Annotated in this window: 16 protein-coding genes and 3 pseudogenes; 5 read left to right on the forward strand and 14 right to left on the reverse strand. The window is 69.7% G+C overall.

From position 1 onward, the window contains the following. Positions 1-184 precede the first annotated feature (184 nt). From AOK15_RS06990 to AOK15_RS48495, 3 genes and pseudogenes are all read right to left on the reverse strand, one after another. Positions 185-1,723 carry an MFS transporter gene (locus AOK15_RS06990; RefSeq protein ID WP_055513909.1) on the reverse strand — a complete coding sequence of 513 codons (1,539 nt, stop codon included), beginning with the start codon at positions 1,721-1,723 and terminating at the stop codon, positions 185-187. A gap of 98 nt (positions 1,724-1,821) precedes the next feature. Continuing rightward, positions 1,822-2,244: an SbtR family transcriptional regulator gene (locus AOK15_RS48490; protein ID WP_338059885.1), complete on the reverse strand. Its 423-nt coding sequence runs from the start codon at positions 2,242-2,244 to the stop codon at positions 1,822-1,824. Between the two features lie 66 nt (positions 2,245-2,310). Next, a pseudogene (locus AOK15_RS48495) lies at positions 2,311-3,114 on the reverse strand (LuxR C-terminal-related transcriptional regulator); the annotation flags it as partial. Positions 3,115-3,364: 250 nt separating this feature from the next. On the opposite strand from AOK15_RS48495, the gene AOK15_RS07000 reads away from it, so the two are divergent. Next, a complete protein-coding gene (locus tag AOK15_RS07000) occupies positions 3,365-3,820 on the forward strand; it encodes a GNAT family N-acetyltransferase (RefSeq protein WP_055513886.1) in 456 nt (151 codons plus the stop codon). Between the two features lie 122 nt (positions 3,821-3,942). On the opposite strand, the gene AOK15_RS07005 is transcribed toward AOK15_RS07000, so the two are convergent. The 6 genes from AOK15_RS07005 to AOK15_RS44875 form a co-directional block, all read right to left on the reverse strand. Beyond that, positions 3,943-4,221, reverse strand: coding sequence for a hypothetical protein (locus AOK15_RS07005; RefSeq protein WP_055513888.1), 279 nt, complete (start codon positions 4,219-4,221; stop codon positions 3,943-3,945). 107 nt (positions 4,222-4,328) lie between these two features. Further along, positions 4,329-4,883, reverse strand: coding sequence for a hypothetical protein (locus AOK15_RS07010; protein WP_055513891.1), 555 nt, complete (start codon positions 4,881-4,883; stop codon positions 4,329-4,331). Positions 4,884-5,054: 171 nt separating this feature from the next. After that, positions 5,055-6,290, reverse strand: a complete 1,236-nt coding sequence (gene galK / locus AOK15_RS07015) for a galactokinase (protein ID WP_240508333.1) — start codon at positions 6,288-6,290, stop codon at positions 5,055-5,057. 173 nt (positions 6,291-6,463) lie between these two features. Then, positions 6,464-7,426 carry a UDP-glucose 4-epimerase GalE gene (gene galE / locus AOK15_RS07020; protein ID WP_055513892.1) on the reverse strand — a complete coding sequence of 321 codons (963 nt, stop codon included), beginning with the start codon at positions 7,424-7,426 and terminating at the stop codon, positions 6,464-6,466. Beyond that, on the reverse strand, positions 7,423-8,484 hold the full coding sequence (gene galT, locus AOK15_RS07025; RefSeq protein WP_055513894.1) for a galactose-1-phosphate uridylyltransferase: 1,062 nt from the start codon (positions 8,482-8,484) through the stop codon (positions 7,423-7,425). Before galT ends, galE begins: the two co-directional genes overlap by 4 nt. Positions 8,485-8,526: 42 nt before the next feature. Then, a complete protein-coding gene (locus tag AOK15_RS44875) occupies positions 8,527-8,730 on the reverse strand; it encodes a hypothetical protein (RefSeq protein ID WP_157870180.1) in 204 nt (67 codons plus the stop codon). Positions 8,731-9,095: 365 nt separating this feature from the next. Between AOK15_RS44875 and AOK15_RS07030 the strand changes: the two are divergent. Further along, positions 9,096-9,342, forward strand: a pseudogene (locus AOK15_RS07030) (hypothetical protein). A gap of 75 nt (positions 9,343-9,417) precedes the next feature. On the opposite strand, the gene AOK15_RS07035 reads toward AOK15_RS07030, so the two are convergent. The 3 genes from AOK15_RS07035 to AOK15_RS07045 are packed head-to-tail and all read right to left on the reverse strand — an operon-like array spanning position 9,418 to position 11,082. Next, the gene (locus AOK15_RS07035; protein WP_055513896.1) at positions 9,418-9,714 is read right to left on the reverse strand and encodes a hypothetical protein; all 297 of its coding nucleotides are present in this window, start codon (positions 9,712-9,714) and stop codon (positions 9,418-9,420) included. After that, entirely contained in the window at positions 9,701-10,624 is a 924-nt protein-coding gene (locus tag AOK15_RS07040) for a hypothetical protein (protein ID WP_055513898.1), read from the reverse strand. The genes AOK15_RS07035 and AOK15_RS07040 overlap by 14 nt, the downstream gene beginning before the upstream one ends. A 35-nt stretch (positions 10,625-10,659) precedes the next feature. Next, complete coding sequence (locus AOK15_RS07045) at positions 10,660-11,082, reverse strand: ATP-binding protein (RefSeq protein ID WP_055513901.1); 423 nt, start codon at positions 11,080-11,082, stop codon at positions 10,660-10,662. Between the two features lie 230 nt (positions 11,083-11,312). Here AOK15_RS07045 and AOK15_RS07050 point away from each other — a divergent pair, with 230 nt between their 5' ends. From AOK15_RS07050 to AOK15_RS07060, 3 genes are all read left to right on the forward strand, one after another. Further along, positions 11,313-12,164, forward strand: a complete 852-nt coding sequence (locus AOK15_RS07050) for a helix-turn-helix domain-containing protein (RefSeq protein ID WP_055513903.1) — start codon at positions 11,313-11,315, stop codon at positions 12,162-12,164. 9 nt (positions 12,165-12,173) lie between these two features. Beyond that, positions 12,174-12,368 carry a DUF397 domain-containing protein gene (locus AOK15_RS07055; RefSeq protein WP_055513905.1) on the forward strand — a complete coding sequence of 65 codons (195 nt, stop codon included), beginning with the start codon at positions 12,174-12,176 and terminating at the stop codon, positions 12,366-12,368. Between the two features lie 71 nt (positions 12,369-12,439). Next, a complete protein-coding gene (locus AOK15_RS07060) occupies positions 12,440-13,696 on the forward strand; it encodes a serine hydrolase domain-containing protein (protein WP_079058344.1) in 1,257 nt (418 codons plus the stop codon). 51 nt (positions 13,697-13,747) lie between these two features. On the opposite strand, the gene AOK15_RS07065 is transcribed toward AOK15_RS07060, so the two are convergent. Both AOK15_RS07065 and AOK15_RS07070 read right to left on the reverse strand, forming a co-directional pair. After that, on the reverse strand, positions 13,748-14,470 hold the full coding sequence (locus AOK15_RS07065) for a helix-turn-helix transcriptional regulator (protein WP_079058345.1): 723 nt from the start codon (positions 14,468-14,470) through the stop codon (positions 13,748-13,750). Positions 14,471-14,740: 270 nt separating this feature from the next. Then, positions 14,741-15,570: pseudogene (locus AOK15_RS07070) on the reverse strand (PQQ-like beta-propeller repeat protein); the annotation flags it as partial.

Raw genomic sequence — 15,570 nt, forward strand, 5'->3', positions numbered from 1 at the left:
GTGGGGTGACAGGGCCCGACCCACGGGGAGTGGGGTGACAGGGGCCCGGTCCACGGGGAGTGGGACGCCGGGCCCGGAGATCCTCGGGGCTCGGGGACCCTCCGCCGCCGTGAGCCGTGTTCGGCCGGCCGCGTGGGTCCCCACGCCTCTCAGGTGGGCCCCGGTCGCGGGGCCCGTCCCGTCGTCAGTGGGCGATCACCGGGACCTTGACCTCGTCCGCCGCGTCCTCGCTCGTACCGGCGGTGGCCGTCATGTCCGGCTTGCCGGTGGTGACGAAGGTGAAGGCGATGGCGGCCGACAGGACCAGGATGCCGACGGCGAACCAGATGGCGTTGGTGTAGCCGTTGACCATGCCCTGGAGCTGGACGAGCTGCTGCTGGGGGCGGGAGGTCGCCGAGGCGATGTGGTCCTTGACGTACGACGTGGTCGCGGACGCGGCGATCGTGTTCAGCAGGGCCGTACCGATGGCGCCGCCGACCTGCTGGGAGGTGTTGACCATCGCGGAGGCGACACCCGCGTCACGCGGTTCGACACCGTGGGTGGCGAGGGACATCGCCGGCATGAACGCCGTACCCATACCGAGGCCGAGCAGCAGCTGGGCCGGCAGGAGCAGGGCCGCGTACGAGGAGTCGATCTCCATCTGGGTCAGCAGCAGCATGCCGAGGCCCGCGAGCAGGAAGCCCGGTGCCATCAGCAGGCGCGGCGCGACCCGGGTCATGAGGCGGGTGCCGATCTGCGTGGAGCCGATGATCATGCCCGTGATCATGGGCAGGAAGGCGAAGCCGGTCTTCACCGGCGAGTACCCCTTCACGATCTGCAGGTAGTAGGTCAGGAAGAGGAACAGGCCGAACATCGCGATGATCGCGAGGCCGAGGGAGAGGTAGACACCGCCGCGGTTGCGCTCCATGACCACGCGCAGCGGCAGCAGCGGGGCCTTGACCTTGGACTCGACCAGGGCGAACGCGGCGAGGAGCACCGCGGAGGCGATGAAGAGACCGATGGTCAGGGAGTCGCTCCAGCCGTCGGACTCGGCGCGCGTGAAGCCGTAGACCAGCGAGACCAGACCCAGGGTGGACAGGACCACACCGGGGATGTCCAGCGGCGAACGGTTGCGACCGCCCTCCGGCTCACGGATGACGAAGTACGCGCCGGCCGCGGCGATCACCGCGAACGGGATGTTGACGAAGAACGTCCAGCGCCAGTTCAGGTACTCGGTGAGGAAGCCGCCGAGGATCAGGCCCACGGCGCCACCGCCACCGGCGATCGCACCGTAGATGCCGAACGCCTTGGCACGCTCCTTGGCGTCCGTGAACATCACGGCGAGCAGGGAGAGCGCGGCGGGCGCGAGCAGCGCGCCGAAGGCACCCTGAAGGGCTCGGGCACCCAGCATCATGGCCTCACCGGTGGCCGCGCCGCCCAGCGCGGAGGCGCCGGCGAAGCCGATCAGACCGGTGACGAAGGTGCGCTTGCGCCCCCACAGGTCGGAGATACGGCCACCGAAGAGCAGCAGACCGCCGAAGGCCAGGGCGTACGCCGTGATGACCCACTGGCGGTTGCCGTCGGATATCCCGAGGTCCTGCTGGGCGGACGGCAGGGCGATGTTCACGATGGTCGCGTCGAGGACGACCATCAGCTGGGCGAGCGCGATGAACACGAGCGCTTTCCAGCGGTTGGAGTGCGAATCGTCCACCGTTTCGGGGACATTCCGGGCTGTTGCAGACATGGCGGTACCCACTTCGGGACTTCGTGACGGAAAAAGTCAGATGAAAGCGTCAGAGCGCGACAAGGCGCCGATGACGGAATAAGTCGGATCGGATCAGATCAGGCTCGGCGGAGGTCCTCCATGGTGACGGAGGTGCCGGGCAGGTCGGAGCGGGCCGGGGCCCGCAGACCGTCGAGCAACAGCTGCAGATGACGGTGGACGAAACGGTCGACACCCACGCACTGGGTGCCGGCCGGGGGGCGGCTGAGCTGGCTGACGGCGAGCATCAGGTCGCCGACGCTGACGTCGTCACGGAGCTGTCCGGCCCGCTGGGCCCGCTCCATGATGGCGGCCGTCTGGTCCTCCAGCCGTTCGCGCGCCGCCTCCAGGTCGGGGTGGTTCTTGTCGAAGGCGCTCTGGATCATCGGGCAGAGGGCGCTGATCCGCTCGTCGGCGGCGGCGTGCACGAAGCGGGACAGCGCCTCGAACGCGTCACCGGTCTCCTCGAGCGCGACCTCCGCCGCCAGCGCCGTACGGTCCATGACCGAGCACACGACCTCGCGGACCAGTGCGTCGCGGTCCGGGAAGTTGCGGTACACCGTGGCGTTGCCGACGCCGGCCCGGCGGGCGAGCGCGACAGCGGCGAGGGTGCTGTGGACGCCGAGCTTGCCGAGGACGTTCTGCATATGGGTGCGGACGGTGTGGGGCGACAGGAACAGGCGCTCGGCGACGGCTTTGCGCCCCAGGCCCGCCACCATGCACCGAAGCACTTCCCGCTCACGCGGCGTGAGGGACTCGACGAGCCGCTCACTCTCCGTGCGGTGCTTGCGGGCGGCGGTCAGTTCGCGGAGCACGCCGGTGAGGAGGGCGGGCGGCAGATGCGTCTCGTCGCGCAGCACTCCGCGGATGACGGTGAGCAGCCGCGAGAGCGAGCAGTCCTTGGCGACCCATCCGGAGGCCCCCGCCTGGAGGGCGAGCGCGGCCCGGCGCGGGTCGTCCTTCTCGGCGAGCACGACGGTCCGTACGGTCGGCTGCCCCGTCCGCACACCGGCGACGAGGGATATGCCGTCGACGAAGCTGTCCTCGCCGGTGTCCTGCACGGGCACAGGCCCGGAGACGGCGGCGACGGGCCCGCGCCCGGCCCCCGTCGGCGCCCCGGAGCCGTACGCGGCCCCTCCGGGGAGGTGACCGGAGCGCAGGGCGGGCGGCTGACCGTGCCCGCCCAGATCGGCGTCGACGAGCAGCACGTCGAACTTGCGTCCTTCCGCTGCCGCGCGATCCAGGCAGCGCAGCGCGGCCGGACCACTGCCGGCCGCGGACACGTCGACGTCGGGCTCGGCGGCGAGGGCCGCGGCGAGCGACTCGGCGAAGATGCGGTGGTCGTCGACGACCAGGACTCGGATGCGAACCACTGAAACCCCCACTGGTCGGGGGACGACCGGCGCGGGTACGGCGCCCGGAATGTTCCCCGGTTTACACCTGGGACGGAGCGCCGCAGCCGCACGGCCGCCGCCGTGCTGAACCGCTACCCCCACTCCGGGCGTCGTACCCGACTTGTCTCGCCCCCTGATCAGCACCGGCCCCCACCGGCGCTGTTCATCAGGGTAAGGCCGGGGGGCAGGAGCGGAAGGTAATTTGCAGAACTGGTTGGCCAACGCGTTTATGGTGTGCCGCATGTTTCGGATCGAGACAGAAGTCGACAAAGAACGAGCCCAATTGCTGCGTTCCCGGCTGCGGGCCACCAACACGGCGGCCTCACCGGTCCTGCGCGCGCTGCGCGGCACCTCCGACGAACGGGAGACACCTCTGCACATCTGGGCCCTCGACGAGACGGGCACCCTCACGGGCGGCCTCGTGGGCCACACCTGGGCTACCTGGCTCCACATCACGTACCTGTGGGTCGACGAGAACACCCGCGGCTCGGGCCTGGGTTCCCGCCTCGTGAGGGAAGCGGAACACACGGCCCACACCGAACGCGGCTGCCGGGCCTCCCGCCTGGAAACCTGGGACTTCCAAGCCCCCGACTTCTACAAGAAGCTGGGCTACGAGGTGGTGTGCGTGATCCCGGGCTATCCACCGGGGGTTACGGAGTACACGTTGACGAAGCGGTTGGGGTGAGGGGTACTTCGCCCCTCACAGGTTGACTTCCGCGGACTCTTCGGGAGGTGAACCAGCGTCGGTGCTCCTCCCAGGCTCGCCATCTCGTCGGAGTACTCGCGCGGGTCGGATCGAGTCCGCCGTCAACGGGCGCAGTCGGAAGATTCACCCACGGCCTTGGCATACTCCTTGACGAGCTTGAGCATGTCGTCCGCATCCGCATCCGCATCGGTACGCGACACCCTGACGGACGCCCAGGTGGACTCCTGGCGCGCTTCAGTCACGGGGCAGTCGACCCGTCCAACAGCACCGGTTGACGAGTAGATGTAGAGACCGTCGCGGGTCTTCGTGTCCGAAGGGGCGACGCTCAGCGCGGACTGGGCGACCTGCTCCGCTGTCGTATCGCCTTCCCACCGTTCCACACTGACCGAAAGAGCTGAACGGCCGTCGACGTGGATACGGCAGCGTTTGGTCGTTCCTGTCGACTGCGGACGCTGGGTGAGCTTCTCCCCTGACGGCAGCGTCGGCTTCAGTGCACTCCGCGGGACATCGATGCCGCAGAGTGCGCTGGGAAGCTCATAGCTTGCTTCATCGGGTGAGCACGCCGTTGCCGAGAACAGAACCGCGAGGGAAGCAGTGCGGACTGGACCCCTGAGGGGCCGCCGACGCCGGCGGAATCGCAATAGAATCCTCCACATATTGCCGTCAATCCGGGATTTCTGTCGTCGGCTGCCGCCACGGCGGCGTTGTGACTCATCGCCGTATTGGCGTCCTTGGTGTTCTCCCAGCGCTCGGCGATGTCGCTACCGAGCTCCTTGCGGAACTCGGGTTCGGAATCCTTGTAGAACTGCTCCAGTACCAGACTCGTCACGGTCCCGGCAGCGGCGCCGACACCGGCACCGACCGCGGGGGTGGCGATGAAGGACGTACCGACAGCCACGCCGAGCCCGACGGTACCCGCGATCAGGTTCTTCTCCTGGGTCACCGCGTACTCGAAGTCGCCGTTCTGCTCGTTGCCAGGCCCAAGAACAGCCTCGGTACGCCCGATCCCAAGAGTTCCGCCGATCTCCCCTGATCTGCGCATGCGTGTTTGTACTCAGGTGTGGGGCTCGGGACGGCAGTGAAACGACCCTGCTGTGGGCACCGGCGAGCGTTCGCGGGTGAAATGGCGCGAAACATGCGTGAGGCCGCGTCCCGCCGACGGCGTACGCAAGCAGGTACGTCGTCGGCGGGACGCGGCCCGCGGAAGCTTGGATCAGGACACCCGCCGTGCCCCCGCTGACGGCACCGCCACGAACACCCTCGGCGCTGTGAAGTCCGCCGCGGCGAACGCCTCCTGGATCGCCTTCGTGACGGTGTCCGCGTCCGCCGACTCGACCAGGACGATCGCCGAGCCGCCGAAGCCGCCGCCCGTCATCCTCGCGCCCAGCGCGCCCGACGCGATCGCCGTGTCGACGACCAGGTCCAGCTCGGGGCACGAGATGCGGAAGTCGTCGCGCAGCGACGCGTGGCCCTCGATCAGGAAGGGGCCGATCGCCCGTGTCCCGCCCGCCTCCAGCAGCGCGACCACCTGCTCGACCCGGTGGTTCTCCGTGACGATGTGGCGGACCAGGCGGCGGACCTCCTCCTCGTCGCCGAGGCGCTCCAGCGCCGCGTCGAGGTCGTCGTACGCCACGTCCCGCAGGGCGTCCACGCCCAGCAGGGCCGCGCCCTTCTCGCAGCCGGCGCGGCGCTTGCCGTACTCGCCCTCGCTGTGGGAGTGCTTGACCTGGGTGTCGACGACCAGCAGCTGCATGCCCTGGGCCGCCAGGTCGAAGGGGATCTGCTTCTGGGAGAGGTCACGGGTGTCGAGGAACAGGGCGTGGCCCTGCTCGCAGCACGCCGACGCGGTCTGGTCCATGATGCCGGTGGGCGCGCCCACGTAGACGTTCTCCGCGCGCTGGCACAGTCGGGCCAGCTGCCAGCCCTTCAGGCCGAGGTCGAAGAGGTCGTTGAGGGCCAGGGCCACCACGACCTCCAGCGCGGCCGACGAGGACAGGCCGGCGCCCGTCGGGACCGTCGACGTCAGGTGCACGTCCGCGCCGGTCACCGCGTGGCCTGCCTCACGCAGCGCCCAGACGACGCCCGCCGGGTACGCCGTCCAGCCGCGGTCCGACTCGGGGGCCAGGCCGTCCAGGGCCAGCTCGACCACACCGCCGTCCACGTCGGAGGAGTGCAGGCGCAGGACGCCGTCCGTGCGGCGGGAGACCGCGGCGACGGTGGTGTGCGGGAGGGCGAAGGGCATGACGAAGCCGTCGTTGTAGTCGGTGTGCTCGCCTATCAGGTTGACCCGGCCCGGTGCCGCCCACACTCCCTCCGGCGCGGCCCCGTACAGCTCCTCGAACCGCTCGGCGACAGCGACCTCGGCCCCGGACTCCACGGCCCCGGACCCGACGGCCCCGGACTCCACGGCTCCGACCTCCACGGCCTCGCCCTCTACGGCCTCGCTCATGCCCTGACCCTGACCTTTCCTTGCCCACCGGCCGACGATCCGGCCGAACCTACCGACCGCGACACCGGCCGAACCTACCGACCGGCACCCCGGCCCACATCCACCCGGCCCACACTCACCCGGCCGACATCCACCCGGCCGACACCCTCACCGGTATACGGCCGGGGACGGCCTCATCCGGCCTGTCGCCGCGCGAACTCCCACGCGTCCGCCACGATCCCCGCGAGGTCCGCTCGGGACGGGTTCCAGCCGAGGCGGTCGCGGGCCGTGGCCGCGGAGGCGACCAGGATCGCCGGGTCGCCGGCGCGGCGGGGGGCGACGACCTCGGGGATGGGGTGGCCCGTGACCTCGCGGACCGTCTCGATGACCTCGCGGACGGAGAAGCCGTTGCCGTTGCCCAGGTTGCAGATGAGGTGCTCACCGGCCACCGCGGCGTCCAGCGCCAGCAGGTGCGCTTCGGCGAGGTCCGCGACATGGATGTAGTCGCGGACGCAGGTGCCGTCGGGCGTCGGGTAGTCGTCGCCGAAGACCGAGATCGCCTCGCGGCGGCCCTGCGCGACCTGGAGGACCAGCGGGATCAGGTGCGACTCGGGGTCGTGGCGCTCGCCGCAGGAGCCGTAGGCGCCGGCCACGTTGAAGTAGCGCAGCGACACCGCGCCCAGGCCGTGGGCGGCCGCCTCACCGGTGATCATGTGGTCGACGGCGAGCTTGGACGCGCCGTAGGGGCTGGTCGGGCGGGTCGGCGCGGACTCCACGATCGGGGTGGTCTCGGGCTCGCCGTACGTGGCGGCCGTCGAGGAGAAGACGAGCGTGCGCACGCCCGCCTCGCGCATCGCGCCGAGCAGCGCCATGGTGCCGCCGACGTTGTTGTCCCAGTACTTCTCGGGCTTCACGGCGGACTCGCCGACCTGCGAGAACGCGGCGAAGTGGAGCACGGCGTCGAAGGACGCGTCCAGCCACTTCGCGGCGTCCCGGATGTCGCCCTCGATGAAGGACGCGCCCGACGGTACGCCCTCGCGGAAGCCCGTGGAGAGGTTGTCGAGGACGACGACCTCGTGGCCCGCCTCCAGCAGATGCTGGGCGACCACGCTGCCGACGTAACCCGCACCGCCCGTGACCAGGTACTTGCCGCTCATGAACTCGCTACCTCTCGCAGTCGCTCGGCCGCGCGCTCCGGCGGCACGTCGTTGATGAACACGTTCATGCCGGATTCGGAACCCGCGAGAAACTTCAGCTTGCCGGAGGTGCGGCGGATGGTGAAAAGCTCGAGGTGGAGCGCGAAGTCGTCGCGGTTGACGCCCTCGAAGTCCTCCAGCGCGCCGAACGGTGCCTGGTGCCAGGCGGCAATGTACGGCGTGGGCGGTTCACTTTCGCCGAAGATCCGGTCGAAGCGCCTCAAGAGTTCCAGATAGACCTGGGAGAACTCTGTGCGCGCGTCCTCGTCGAGCGCCAGGAGGTCCGGCACGCGGCGGCGGGGGTAGAGGTGGATCTCGTACGGCCAGTGCGCCGTGTACGGCACGAACGCCACCCAGTGCTCGGTCTGGAGGACGATCCGGTCGCCGGCGAGTTCGCTCTCCAGTACGGCGTCGAAGAGGTTCTCCCCTCCGGTGGCGTCCTTGTGGGCGGCGAGCGAGCGCAGCATCAGGGCGGTGCGGGGGGTGGTGAAGGGGTAGGCGTAGATCTGCCCGTGGGGGTGGCCGAGGGTCACGCCGATCTCCGCGCCCCGGTTCTCGAAGCAGAAGACCTGCTCGACGGAGGGGAGATGCGAGAGCTCCGCGGTGCGGTCGGTCCAGGCGTCCAGGACGAGGCGGGCCTGCTCCTCGGTGAGGTCGGCGAAGGACGCGTTGTGGTCCGAGGTGAAGCAGACGACCTCGCAGCGGCCGGAGTCGCCGGCCAGTGACGGGAAGCGGTTCTCGAACACGACGACGTCGTACGAGGAGTCGGGGATCTCGCTGAGCCGGTCGCCCTGGGAGGGGCACAGGGGGCATTCGTCGGCCGGCGGGTGGTAGGTGCGGCCCTGCCGGTGCGAGGCGATCGCGACGGAGTCGCCGAGCAGCGGGTCCCTGCGCACCTCCGACGTGGTGACGGTGCGCTCCAGGGGGCGCTTGTCCACCGCGTCGCGCACAGTGTCGTCGCGCAGGTCGTAGTAGATCAGCTCACGACCGTCGGCCAGCCGGGTCGAGGTCTTCTTCACGCCGGACTCCCCATCCGTACCCGCAATCGAGCGATCAAGCGATCAAGCCATCACGACATCGAGCTCACCAAACAGAACCGAACACATCAAAGCACAAGTACCCACGCTCGTCACCATCACAATTAAACAAAGATCACCAGAACACCAACTGATCTCGCCCGCTGATACGCCGACCGATTCCCGTCCGATATCCCGGCCGGCACCCCGACCGATTTCCACCATTTCCCCGTCCATCTCCCCGTCCATCTCCCACCGGTCCCCACCGGTCTCGCCCCGATCTCCCCACCGGTCCCGCCGCCGATCTCCCCACTGATCCGCCCCCGGTGTCGCCGACCGAAGTGAGCCGCGCATGCAGAATCTCGCCGCCGAGCTACGGCTCCCCACCGGCTGGCTCGACTACACGATCCTGGCCGTCTACTCCGTCGTGGTCCCTCGGCATCGGGTTCGCCCCCCGCGGTCGGTGCGGACGAGCCTCGACTTCTTCCTCCCGCCGGGCCCGCCGGGCCACCCGAGCCCTCCGGGCGCCCGACCACCATGGGTACTCCGACCGCCATGGGTACTCCGAGCGCTACGCGTACTCCGAGCGCGATGTCCAGCGCGAGGTCACCGAACTGGAGGGCAGGTCCACCACCCCGGCCCGCCTCATCGACATCCGCCGCATCATCGGCGGCCTCTTCGTGGTCTACGGCGTCATCGTCACCCTCGCGGGCGTCACCGCGTCCGACGCCGACATCGACAAGGCGGAGGGCGTCACCATCAACCTGTGGACGGGCCTCGGCATGCTCGCACTGGGGGTGTTCTTCCTGGCGTTGGCTGTGGCTGCGGCCGGTCCGACCGGCGAGGGAGGGCCCGGAGTAACCGGTCCTGAACCGACGGGGTCGGGGGTCATGTGACGGCCCCTGACCCCGCACGGGTAGTGGGAGGCGGTGTGGGTCAATCCCTGCCGATGACCTCTGCCGCGGTGCTCGCCACGGACGCCCTGGTGAGCCAGGTGAGGAGTAGTTCCTTCGAACCACAGAAATCGAGCCGGGTGCGAAGCACCGGCGTCGGCTCGATCCCGCGCCACTCGAGCATCCGTAGAACGGCTCGCCGACGCGCCCTCAGGTCGCGCTGCTCCAGGGCGACCGAGTGGACCCACGCCTCTTTCTGATCCTCGCTCCACTGAGCGAAAGGCACTTTGAGCAGGCTCTGGTCGAATGCGGCGGCCTTGTCGGCGTCAGGCTCCGGCACGGAAGAGGTCCTCGGCCTCGGTCACGTGGAGCGCCCGCTCCCCCCAGATCTTGAGCTGGGCGCGGTCCGTGCAGGACGTGACCCGTTCGCGGACTGTGTCCGGGACCGGAATGCCCCGCCACTCGAGAACCTCGATGACCATCTCGGCTCGGCCCAGGATCCGACCCTGCTCCCGGCCTTCCTCCCGGCCTTCCTCTCGGCCTTCCTCCCTGCCTTCCTCCCGCGTCTGCTCGGCCAGCGGGTGGCGCCAGAAGTACTGCATGTCCGTCATCAAGTCCCTCCACAGCTTCCGCGCCTGGGGATCCACCAGGCATGAGTCGACGAACTGCGCGAAGACCGCGGCGCTGTCCGCGTCAAGGCTTTTCAGGCCGGCTACCAGGGATTCCAGTATGGCGGCAGCCTGGACGCCCCTGCCATGTGTCATCGCCGAGAGCGCCGCGAGAGCCGGGTCCAGCTTGGCCGTCCCCGCGTCCGCGATCACCGGTACGTTGTCCGGGCCCAGCACCAGGGGTCGCACCGTCAGCGAGGGGCAGCCGCGCACGCCAAGATGGATGGGCTCTCCCGCCCAGCGGGCCGTCGCGGCGCTCTGAGTGATCACGATGAGCACCGGGTCGCACCGGTACTTCGCGTACAGGTAGCTGAGGTAGTACGGCCAGCTGCGCCTCTTGTCCTCGTCCTTCTTGCCCTGCGACTCGACGACCAGGAGATACGTCCCCTCGTCGGTCTCCGCCCTCAGCAGCGTGTCGACGCGCCGCTCGACCGGCTCGATCTCCGTGAGGTCGACGTTCATGGCGGCGAACTCGCGCGGCTCGGGGAAGGGCACGCGCAACACGGTTTGCAGGGTGCGGGTGAGTAACGCGGGGTCCTTCTGGAAGATCCGGTGCAGTGCCTCGTGCGACGAGCTGACCATCGGCTCTCCCTCCTTTCGTTCGGCTGGTCAACGAGTCACGCGGCGGCCAGGTCACACGGCAGTTCGCACCACACGTATTTGCCCGACTGTCCGAATCGGGACGACGGCTGCCAGCCCCAGGTGTTCGTGCAGGCCCGCACGAGGGCGAGGCCCCGGCCGGCCTCGGCGTGCGGCTCCCCCGGGCTGCCGGGCGGGCCGGGTGGTTCCGGGTCCGCGTCCCATGCGCCGATCCACAGCGCGCCGCCCGTGCAGCGCACGCGCAGGGCCGCGGGGCCCTTGGTGTGCAGCACGGCGTTGGCGATCAGCTCGGTGGCGAGGAGTTCGGCGGTGTCGAGGAGGGCGGGGAGGCCGTGCATCGTGAGGATGAGGCGGAGCGTGCGGCGGGAGACGGTGACGGCTCGGGGGTCGTGGGGGATGTGGAGGACGTATTCCCAGGGGTCGGCGCCGGTTTCGGGCATGGGTGACTCCGTTCAGGGGTGGGGGGTTGAGGAGAGTGGGGGTGCGGGCGGTGGCATTGCCGCAGCCGTCTTGGCGTGACGGAGCAGTGCACTTCCGAAACCCAGGCATCTCACAGGGTGATCGATGCATCACTGACGGTATGCCTAAAATTTATGACCCTGCAAGTCGTTCGCCTACCCTGACCCCGAACGGGGCACAACGGGCGACAAGTTGATCGATGGAGCTGGGCATGGCCACGAGACGAAACCCCACAGCTCGACAGGTGCGCCTGGGCACGGAGTTGCGCAGGATGCGTGACACCGCGGGCTTGAAAGCCACTCAGGCGGCAGCTCTGCTGGGGACGACCTCCGCCCAGATGAGTCAGATCGAGTCCGGCATCGCAGGCGTGAGCGAGGATCGTCTGCGCCGCATGGCCGCCCATTACTCCTGCACCGACGGGGAGTTGATCGACGCGCTGGTGGCGATGGCGGCCGATCGGACGCGGGGTTGGTGGGAGAAGTACCGAGGGCTGCTGCCGGTGTCCTTCCTGGACCTGGCCGAGCTGGAGTATCACGCCACGTTTCGGCACAACGTGGAGTTCCTTTACATCCCCGGCCTGCTCCAGACCGAGGACTACGCCCGCGCGATCTTCTCGTACCGGGTCCCCGAACTGCACTATGGCGAGCTGGAGTTGCGCGTACACCACCGTATCGATCGAAGGGTGGTCATCGAGGACCCCGACCCGGTGCCCTACGAGGCGCTGATCCACGAGTCGGCGCTGCGTATCCGAGTCGGCGATCGTGCCGCCGCGCGCGCCCAGCTCCGCCATGTGCTGGAGCTCTCGGAAGCCGACCACGTCACCGTGCGCGTCATCCCCTTCGACCTGGACGGTTTCGCTGGCGCCGCGAGCGCGATGACGTACGTCGGCGGGCCGGTGCCCAAGCTGGACACGGCGCTGCGCGACACCCCTCATGGCACAGCGTTCATCGATGCCGAAGCCCAACTCGGCGCACTTCGAACGCTTTTCCGTAAAGTGGAGACTGTGTCACTGGAACCCGAGCGTTCGCGTGACTTCATCCACCGGCTGGTGAAGGAACTGTGAGGCAGCCACATGGCGACCCCCGGCGACTGGCAGAAGTCCTCGTTCTCAGGCTTCGGCGATGGCAACGACTGTGTGGAACTGGCCGCTGACCCGGACGGCATACGTGCCATACGCCTCCGCGAGTCCGACTCCCCCGCCACCCACCTCCGCACCACCCCCACTCCCCTCGCCGGCCTCCTCCTCCACATCAAGGCCGGCCGCTGAGGGAAACCCCCGGTGACACGCGGGGGATCGCTGGATGGTGGGGTTGACGCGCCGCTTCCTACGGTGGGGCCATGTCTACCCCCACCCCCCTCACCACCCACGGCACCGCCCGGCGCACCGGTGCCGCCGTGGCCGGCCTCCTCTCCCTCGCCTTCCTCGGCACCCTCTCCCCCGCCCACGCCGCGGGCGACCCCCTGCAGCGCGACGCCGACGCCGTGCGGGACAGCGGTGTCACCGGGGTGTCCGTCCGGGTGGACTCGCCCCGTGGCGCACGGGCCGCGCGGAGCGGCGTGGGGGATCTCAGGACCGGGGCGCCCGTACCGCCCGCCGAGTACATCCGGATCGGCAGCACCACCAAGACGTACGTCGCGACCGTCGTCCTCCAGCTCGTCGGGGAGGGGCGGCTGTCTCTGGAGGACTCCGTGGACCGGTGGCTTCCGGGCGTCGTCCGCGGCAACGGCAACGACGGGCGGCGGGTCACCGTCCGCCAGCTGCTCCAGCACACCAGCGGGCTGCCGGACTACATCGCGGACGTCCTCCCGGACATGAGCGCCGCCGGATACCTCAAGCACCGCTCCACGACGTACACCTCCCGGCAGCGCGTCGCCTTCGCCATGACGCATCCGCCCGTCTTCGCGCCGGGCACCCGCTGGGAGTACTCCAACACCAACTACATCCTCGCCGGGATGGTCATCGAGACGGTCACCGGCCGGAGCTGGGACAAGGAGGTCGAGGAGCGGATCCTGCGTCCGCTGCGGCTCACCCGGACGTACGCGCCGGGCGACGACCCCCGTCTGCCCCGCCCCCACGCCCGCAACTACCAGCAGTTCGAGGCGGCGGACACGGGAGGCGGGTCGACGCCCGCATCCGCACCCGGTTCCCTCACCGACACCACCCTCGCCTACCTCCCCTTCGACGGGGACGCCGACGGGTCGCTCATCAGTACGGCCGCCGACACCAACCGCTTCTTCTCGGCGCTCCTCGGCGGCCGGCTCCTCGCCCCCGCCCAGCTCGCCGAGATGCGGCGCACGGTCGCCGTGCCCGACACCCCCGGCGAGGTACCGGGCTCCCGATACGGGCTGGGGCTGGCCTGGACGCCGCTGAGCTGCGGCGGCGGCTACTGGGGGCACAGCGGCAGCGGCTTCGGCTATCTGGCGTGGCCCGCGACCACCGGCGACGGCCGGCTCTCGGTGACCGTCGCCGTGCACAGCCGCCCCGCCGACGAGGCGACCGCCACCCGTCAGATCGACGCCATCACCGCCCTGGTCGACCACGCGGTCTGCGCCCAGCCCCATCGGGAGGAGGGCAAGAGCCGACAAGGATCGTAGGTAGCCGTTGGCCCGGCCTCCTCCTGTCGGACGGTCCGGTCGGCCGGCTACCTACTCCTCCACCCCCGATGCCCTTGGCACTCCCGGCACTCCCGGCACCCCCGACGCCACCGGCCCCGCCCGGTCCAGCAGCCCCGTTCGGGCCGCCAGCGCCGCTGCCTCCAGCCTCGACCCCACGCCCAGTTTCATCAGGACCCGTTGGACGTGGGTGCGGGCCGTCGACGGGGCGATGCCCATGCCTGCCGCGATCAGCCTCGTGTCCTCGCCGTCCGCGACGCGGACCAGGACCTCCACCTCGCGCGGGGTCAGCATCTGGAGCAGACGCTGGCCCTCGTCGTCCGGCTGGGCCGCCGGGTTCAGCAGTTCGCTGAACGCGCTCTGGAGCAGTTGCGGCGCCACCGCCGCCTCTCCCGCGCGGGCCTTCATGATGGCCCGCTCCACGCCCTCTATGCGTTCGTCGTGCCGTACGTAGCCGGACGCGCCGGCGGCGAACGCGGCGGCTATGCCGCGCGGGTTGGGCACCGGGCCGAGCACCAGTACCGCCACCTGCGGTCGTTCCCGCTTGATCCTGACCACCGGGTCGAAGATCCCCGGCTCGGCGGGTGTCGCCGTGCCGAGCAGGCACACCTCGGGTGCCCGCGTGATCACCAGTTCCGCCGCGCCCGCGGCGGGTGCCGCCGCGGCGAGCACCCGGTGCCCCCGCAGCTTCAACGCCGAGGCCAGCGCCTCGGCGAGCAGTCGGTGGTCGTCGACCACCATGAGCCGCGCTCCCATCGAGCCAGCCACCCCCCAGTCCCCCAATGGTTGCCCACTATGGCCGCCCACCGGGCCTCACGGACAGAAGCCCCCCGACTCCGCCGTCTGCTCCCCCGCTCTCATGCCCCCGGAAGCTACACGCTTGTTCGACGTTGCGCTCCCCCTACCGGAGAGAAGTGCCCCGGATTACCGAAATCCCTCCCATTCGGGAGTGATGGGGGATACGTGCACGGCCCCGCCCCTGACCAGGAGCGGGGCCGTCGCGCGGGACCCAGGGGGCGCGTGGGGTTACTTCGCCCCGAAACCGAGCGCCGTGTACTCCTTTTCGTCCTCGTCGTAGGGCTTGCTGACCAGGTCCTTGCCGATGAAGAACCGTCCGTCGGTGTAGAGCATCTCGCTCAGCGTCGGCACCATCGCGCTGATCGCGCGGAGGACCGACTCGGACGACGGGGTCTCGATGAGGGTGGTCTGCTTCAGCGTCTTGCCGTCGATGGAGACGACCTGGGCGCCCTTGTCGTACGGGCCGTCCTTGAAGGCGATGACGTTCGGGCCGTCCATGCGGATCGGGAACAGCTCGTAGTCGTCACCCGCGTCCACCCGGTCGCCCGTGGACTTCCCCGTGGCCAGCGAGAAGGAGACGATCTCGTTGGTCCGGCTGTAGGAGCCGGTGCCGTCGTGGTTCTCGGTCGGCATGTACACCTTGTCGTTGCCGACGTAGATGCCCTTGCAGGACCAGACGCCGCGGACCGGGCAGTCGTAGTTGTACTTCTTGTCCGGGATGGAGATCTTGGCGCGCAGCTTGCCCTTGTCGTCCAGGGAGAAGATGTCGCTGGTGCCGGTCAGCGGCACATCGCTGCCGGTCACCACACCGAACACCACCGGCTTGGTGGAGATGATCTTGGCGCGGTCGATGCCCGAGGGCAGCTTGTACGTCCACTTGACGCCGCCCGACTTCGGGTCGAGCAGCTGGACCTCGAAGGTCTCCTCGCCGTAGTCGCCGCACTTGCGGACCGCGACGAGCTGGGCGCCGCCCGCGTAGCCCTCGTCCGTGCACTCGCCGGCCTTCGGCGACCACAGCACCTTGCCGGAGTTGACGTCGAAGGCCGGCGAGTGCACGG

It is taken from the genome of Streptomyces ossamyceticus, assembly GCF_001418475.1.
In the GTDB taxonomy this organism is placed as follows: Bacteria; Actinomycetota; Actinomycetes; order Streptomycetales; family Streptomycetaceae; genus Streptomyces; species Streptomyces ossamyceticus.

What these genes read in the sequence shown, in the direction of transcription:
- AOK15_RS06990 (WP_055513909.1), bottom strand. Translation starts at nt 1,723, where the DNA reads ATGTCTGCAACAGCCCGGAATGTCCCCGAAACGGTGGACGATTCGCAC.
- AOK15_RS48490 (WP_338059885.1), bottom strand. Translation starts at nt 2,244, where the DNA reads ATGGACCGTACGGCGCTGGCGGCGGAGGTCGCGCTCGAGGAGACCGGT.
- AOK15_RS07000 (WP_055513886.1), top strand. Translation starts at nt 3,365, where the DNA reads ATGGTGTGCCGCATGTTTCGGATCGAGACAGAAGTCGACAAAGAACGA.
- AOK15_RS07010 (WP_055513891.1), bottom strand. Translation starts at nt 4,883, where the DNA reads ATGCGCAGATCAGGGGAGATCGGCGGAACTCTTGGGATCGGGCGTACC.
- galK (WP_240508333.1), bottom strand. Translation starts at nt 6,290, where the DNA reads ATGAGCGAGGCCGTAGAGGGCGAGGCCGTGGAGGTCGGAGCCGTGGAG.
- galE (WP_055513892.1), bottom strand. Translation starts at nt 7,426, where the DNA reads ATGAGCGGCAAGTACCTGGTCACGGGCGGTGCGGGTTACGTCGGCAGC.
- AOK15_RS44875 (WP_157870180.1), bottom strand. Translation starts at nt 8,730, where the DNA reads ATGGACGGGGAGATGGACGGGGAAATGGTGGAAATCGGTCGGGGTGCC.
- AOK15_RS07040 (WP_055513898.1), bottom strand. Translation starts at nt 10,624, where the DNA reads ATGGTCAGCTCGTCGCACGAGGCACTGCACCGGATCTTCCAGAAGGAC.
- AOK15_RS07045 (WP_055513901.1), bottom strand. Translation starts at nt 11,082, where the DNA reads ATGCCCGAAACCGGCGCCGACCCCTGGGAATACGTCCTCCACATCCCC.
- AOK15_RS07050 (WP_055513903.1), top strand. Translation starts at nt 11,313, where the DNA reads ATGGCCACGAGACGAAACCCCACAGCTCGACAGGTGCGCCTGGGCACG.
- AOK15_RS07055 (WP_055513905.1), top strand. Translation starts at nt 12,174, where the DNA reads ATGGCGACCCCCGGCGACTGGCAGAAGTCCTCGTTCTCAGGCTTCGGC.
- AOK15_RS07060 (WP_079058344.1), top strand. Translation starts at nt 12,440, where the DNA reads ATGTCTACCCCCACCCCCCTCACCACCCACGGCACCGCCCGGCGCACC.
- AOK15_RS07065 (WP_079058345.1), bottom strand. Translation starts at nt 14,470, where the DNA reads ATGGGAGCGCGGCTCATGGTGGTCGACGACCACCGACTGCTCGCCGAG.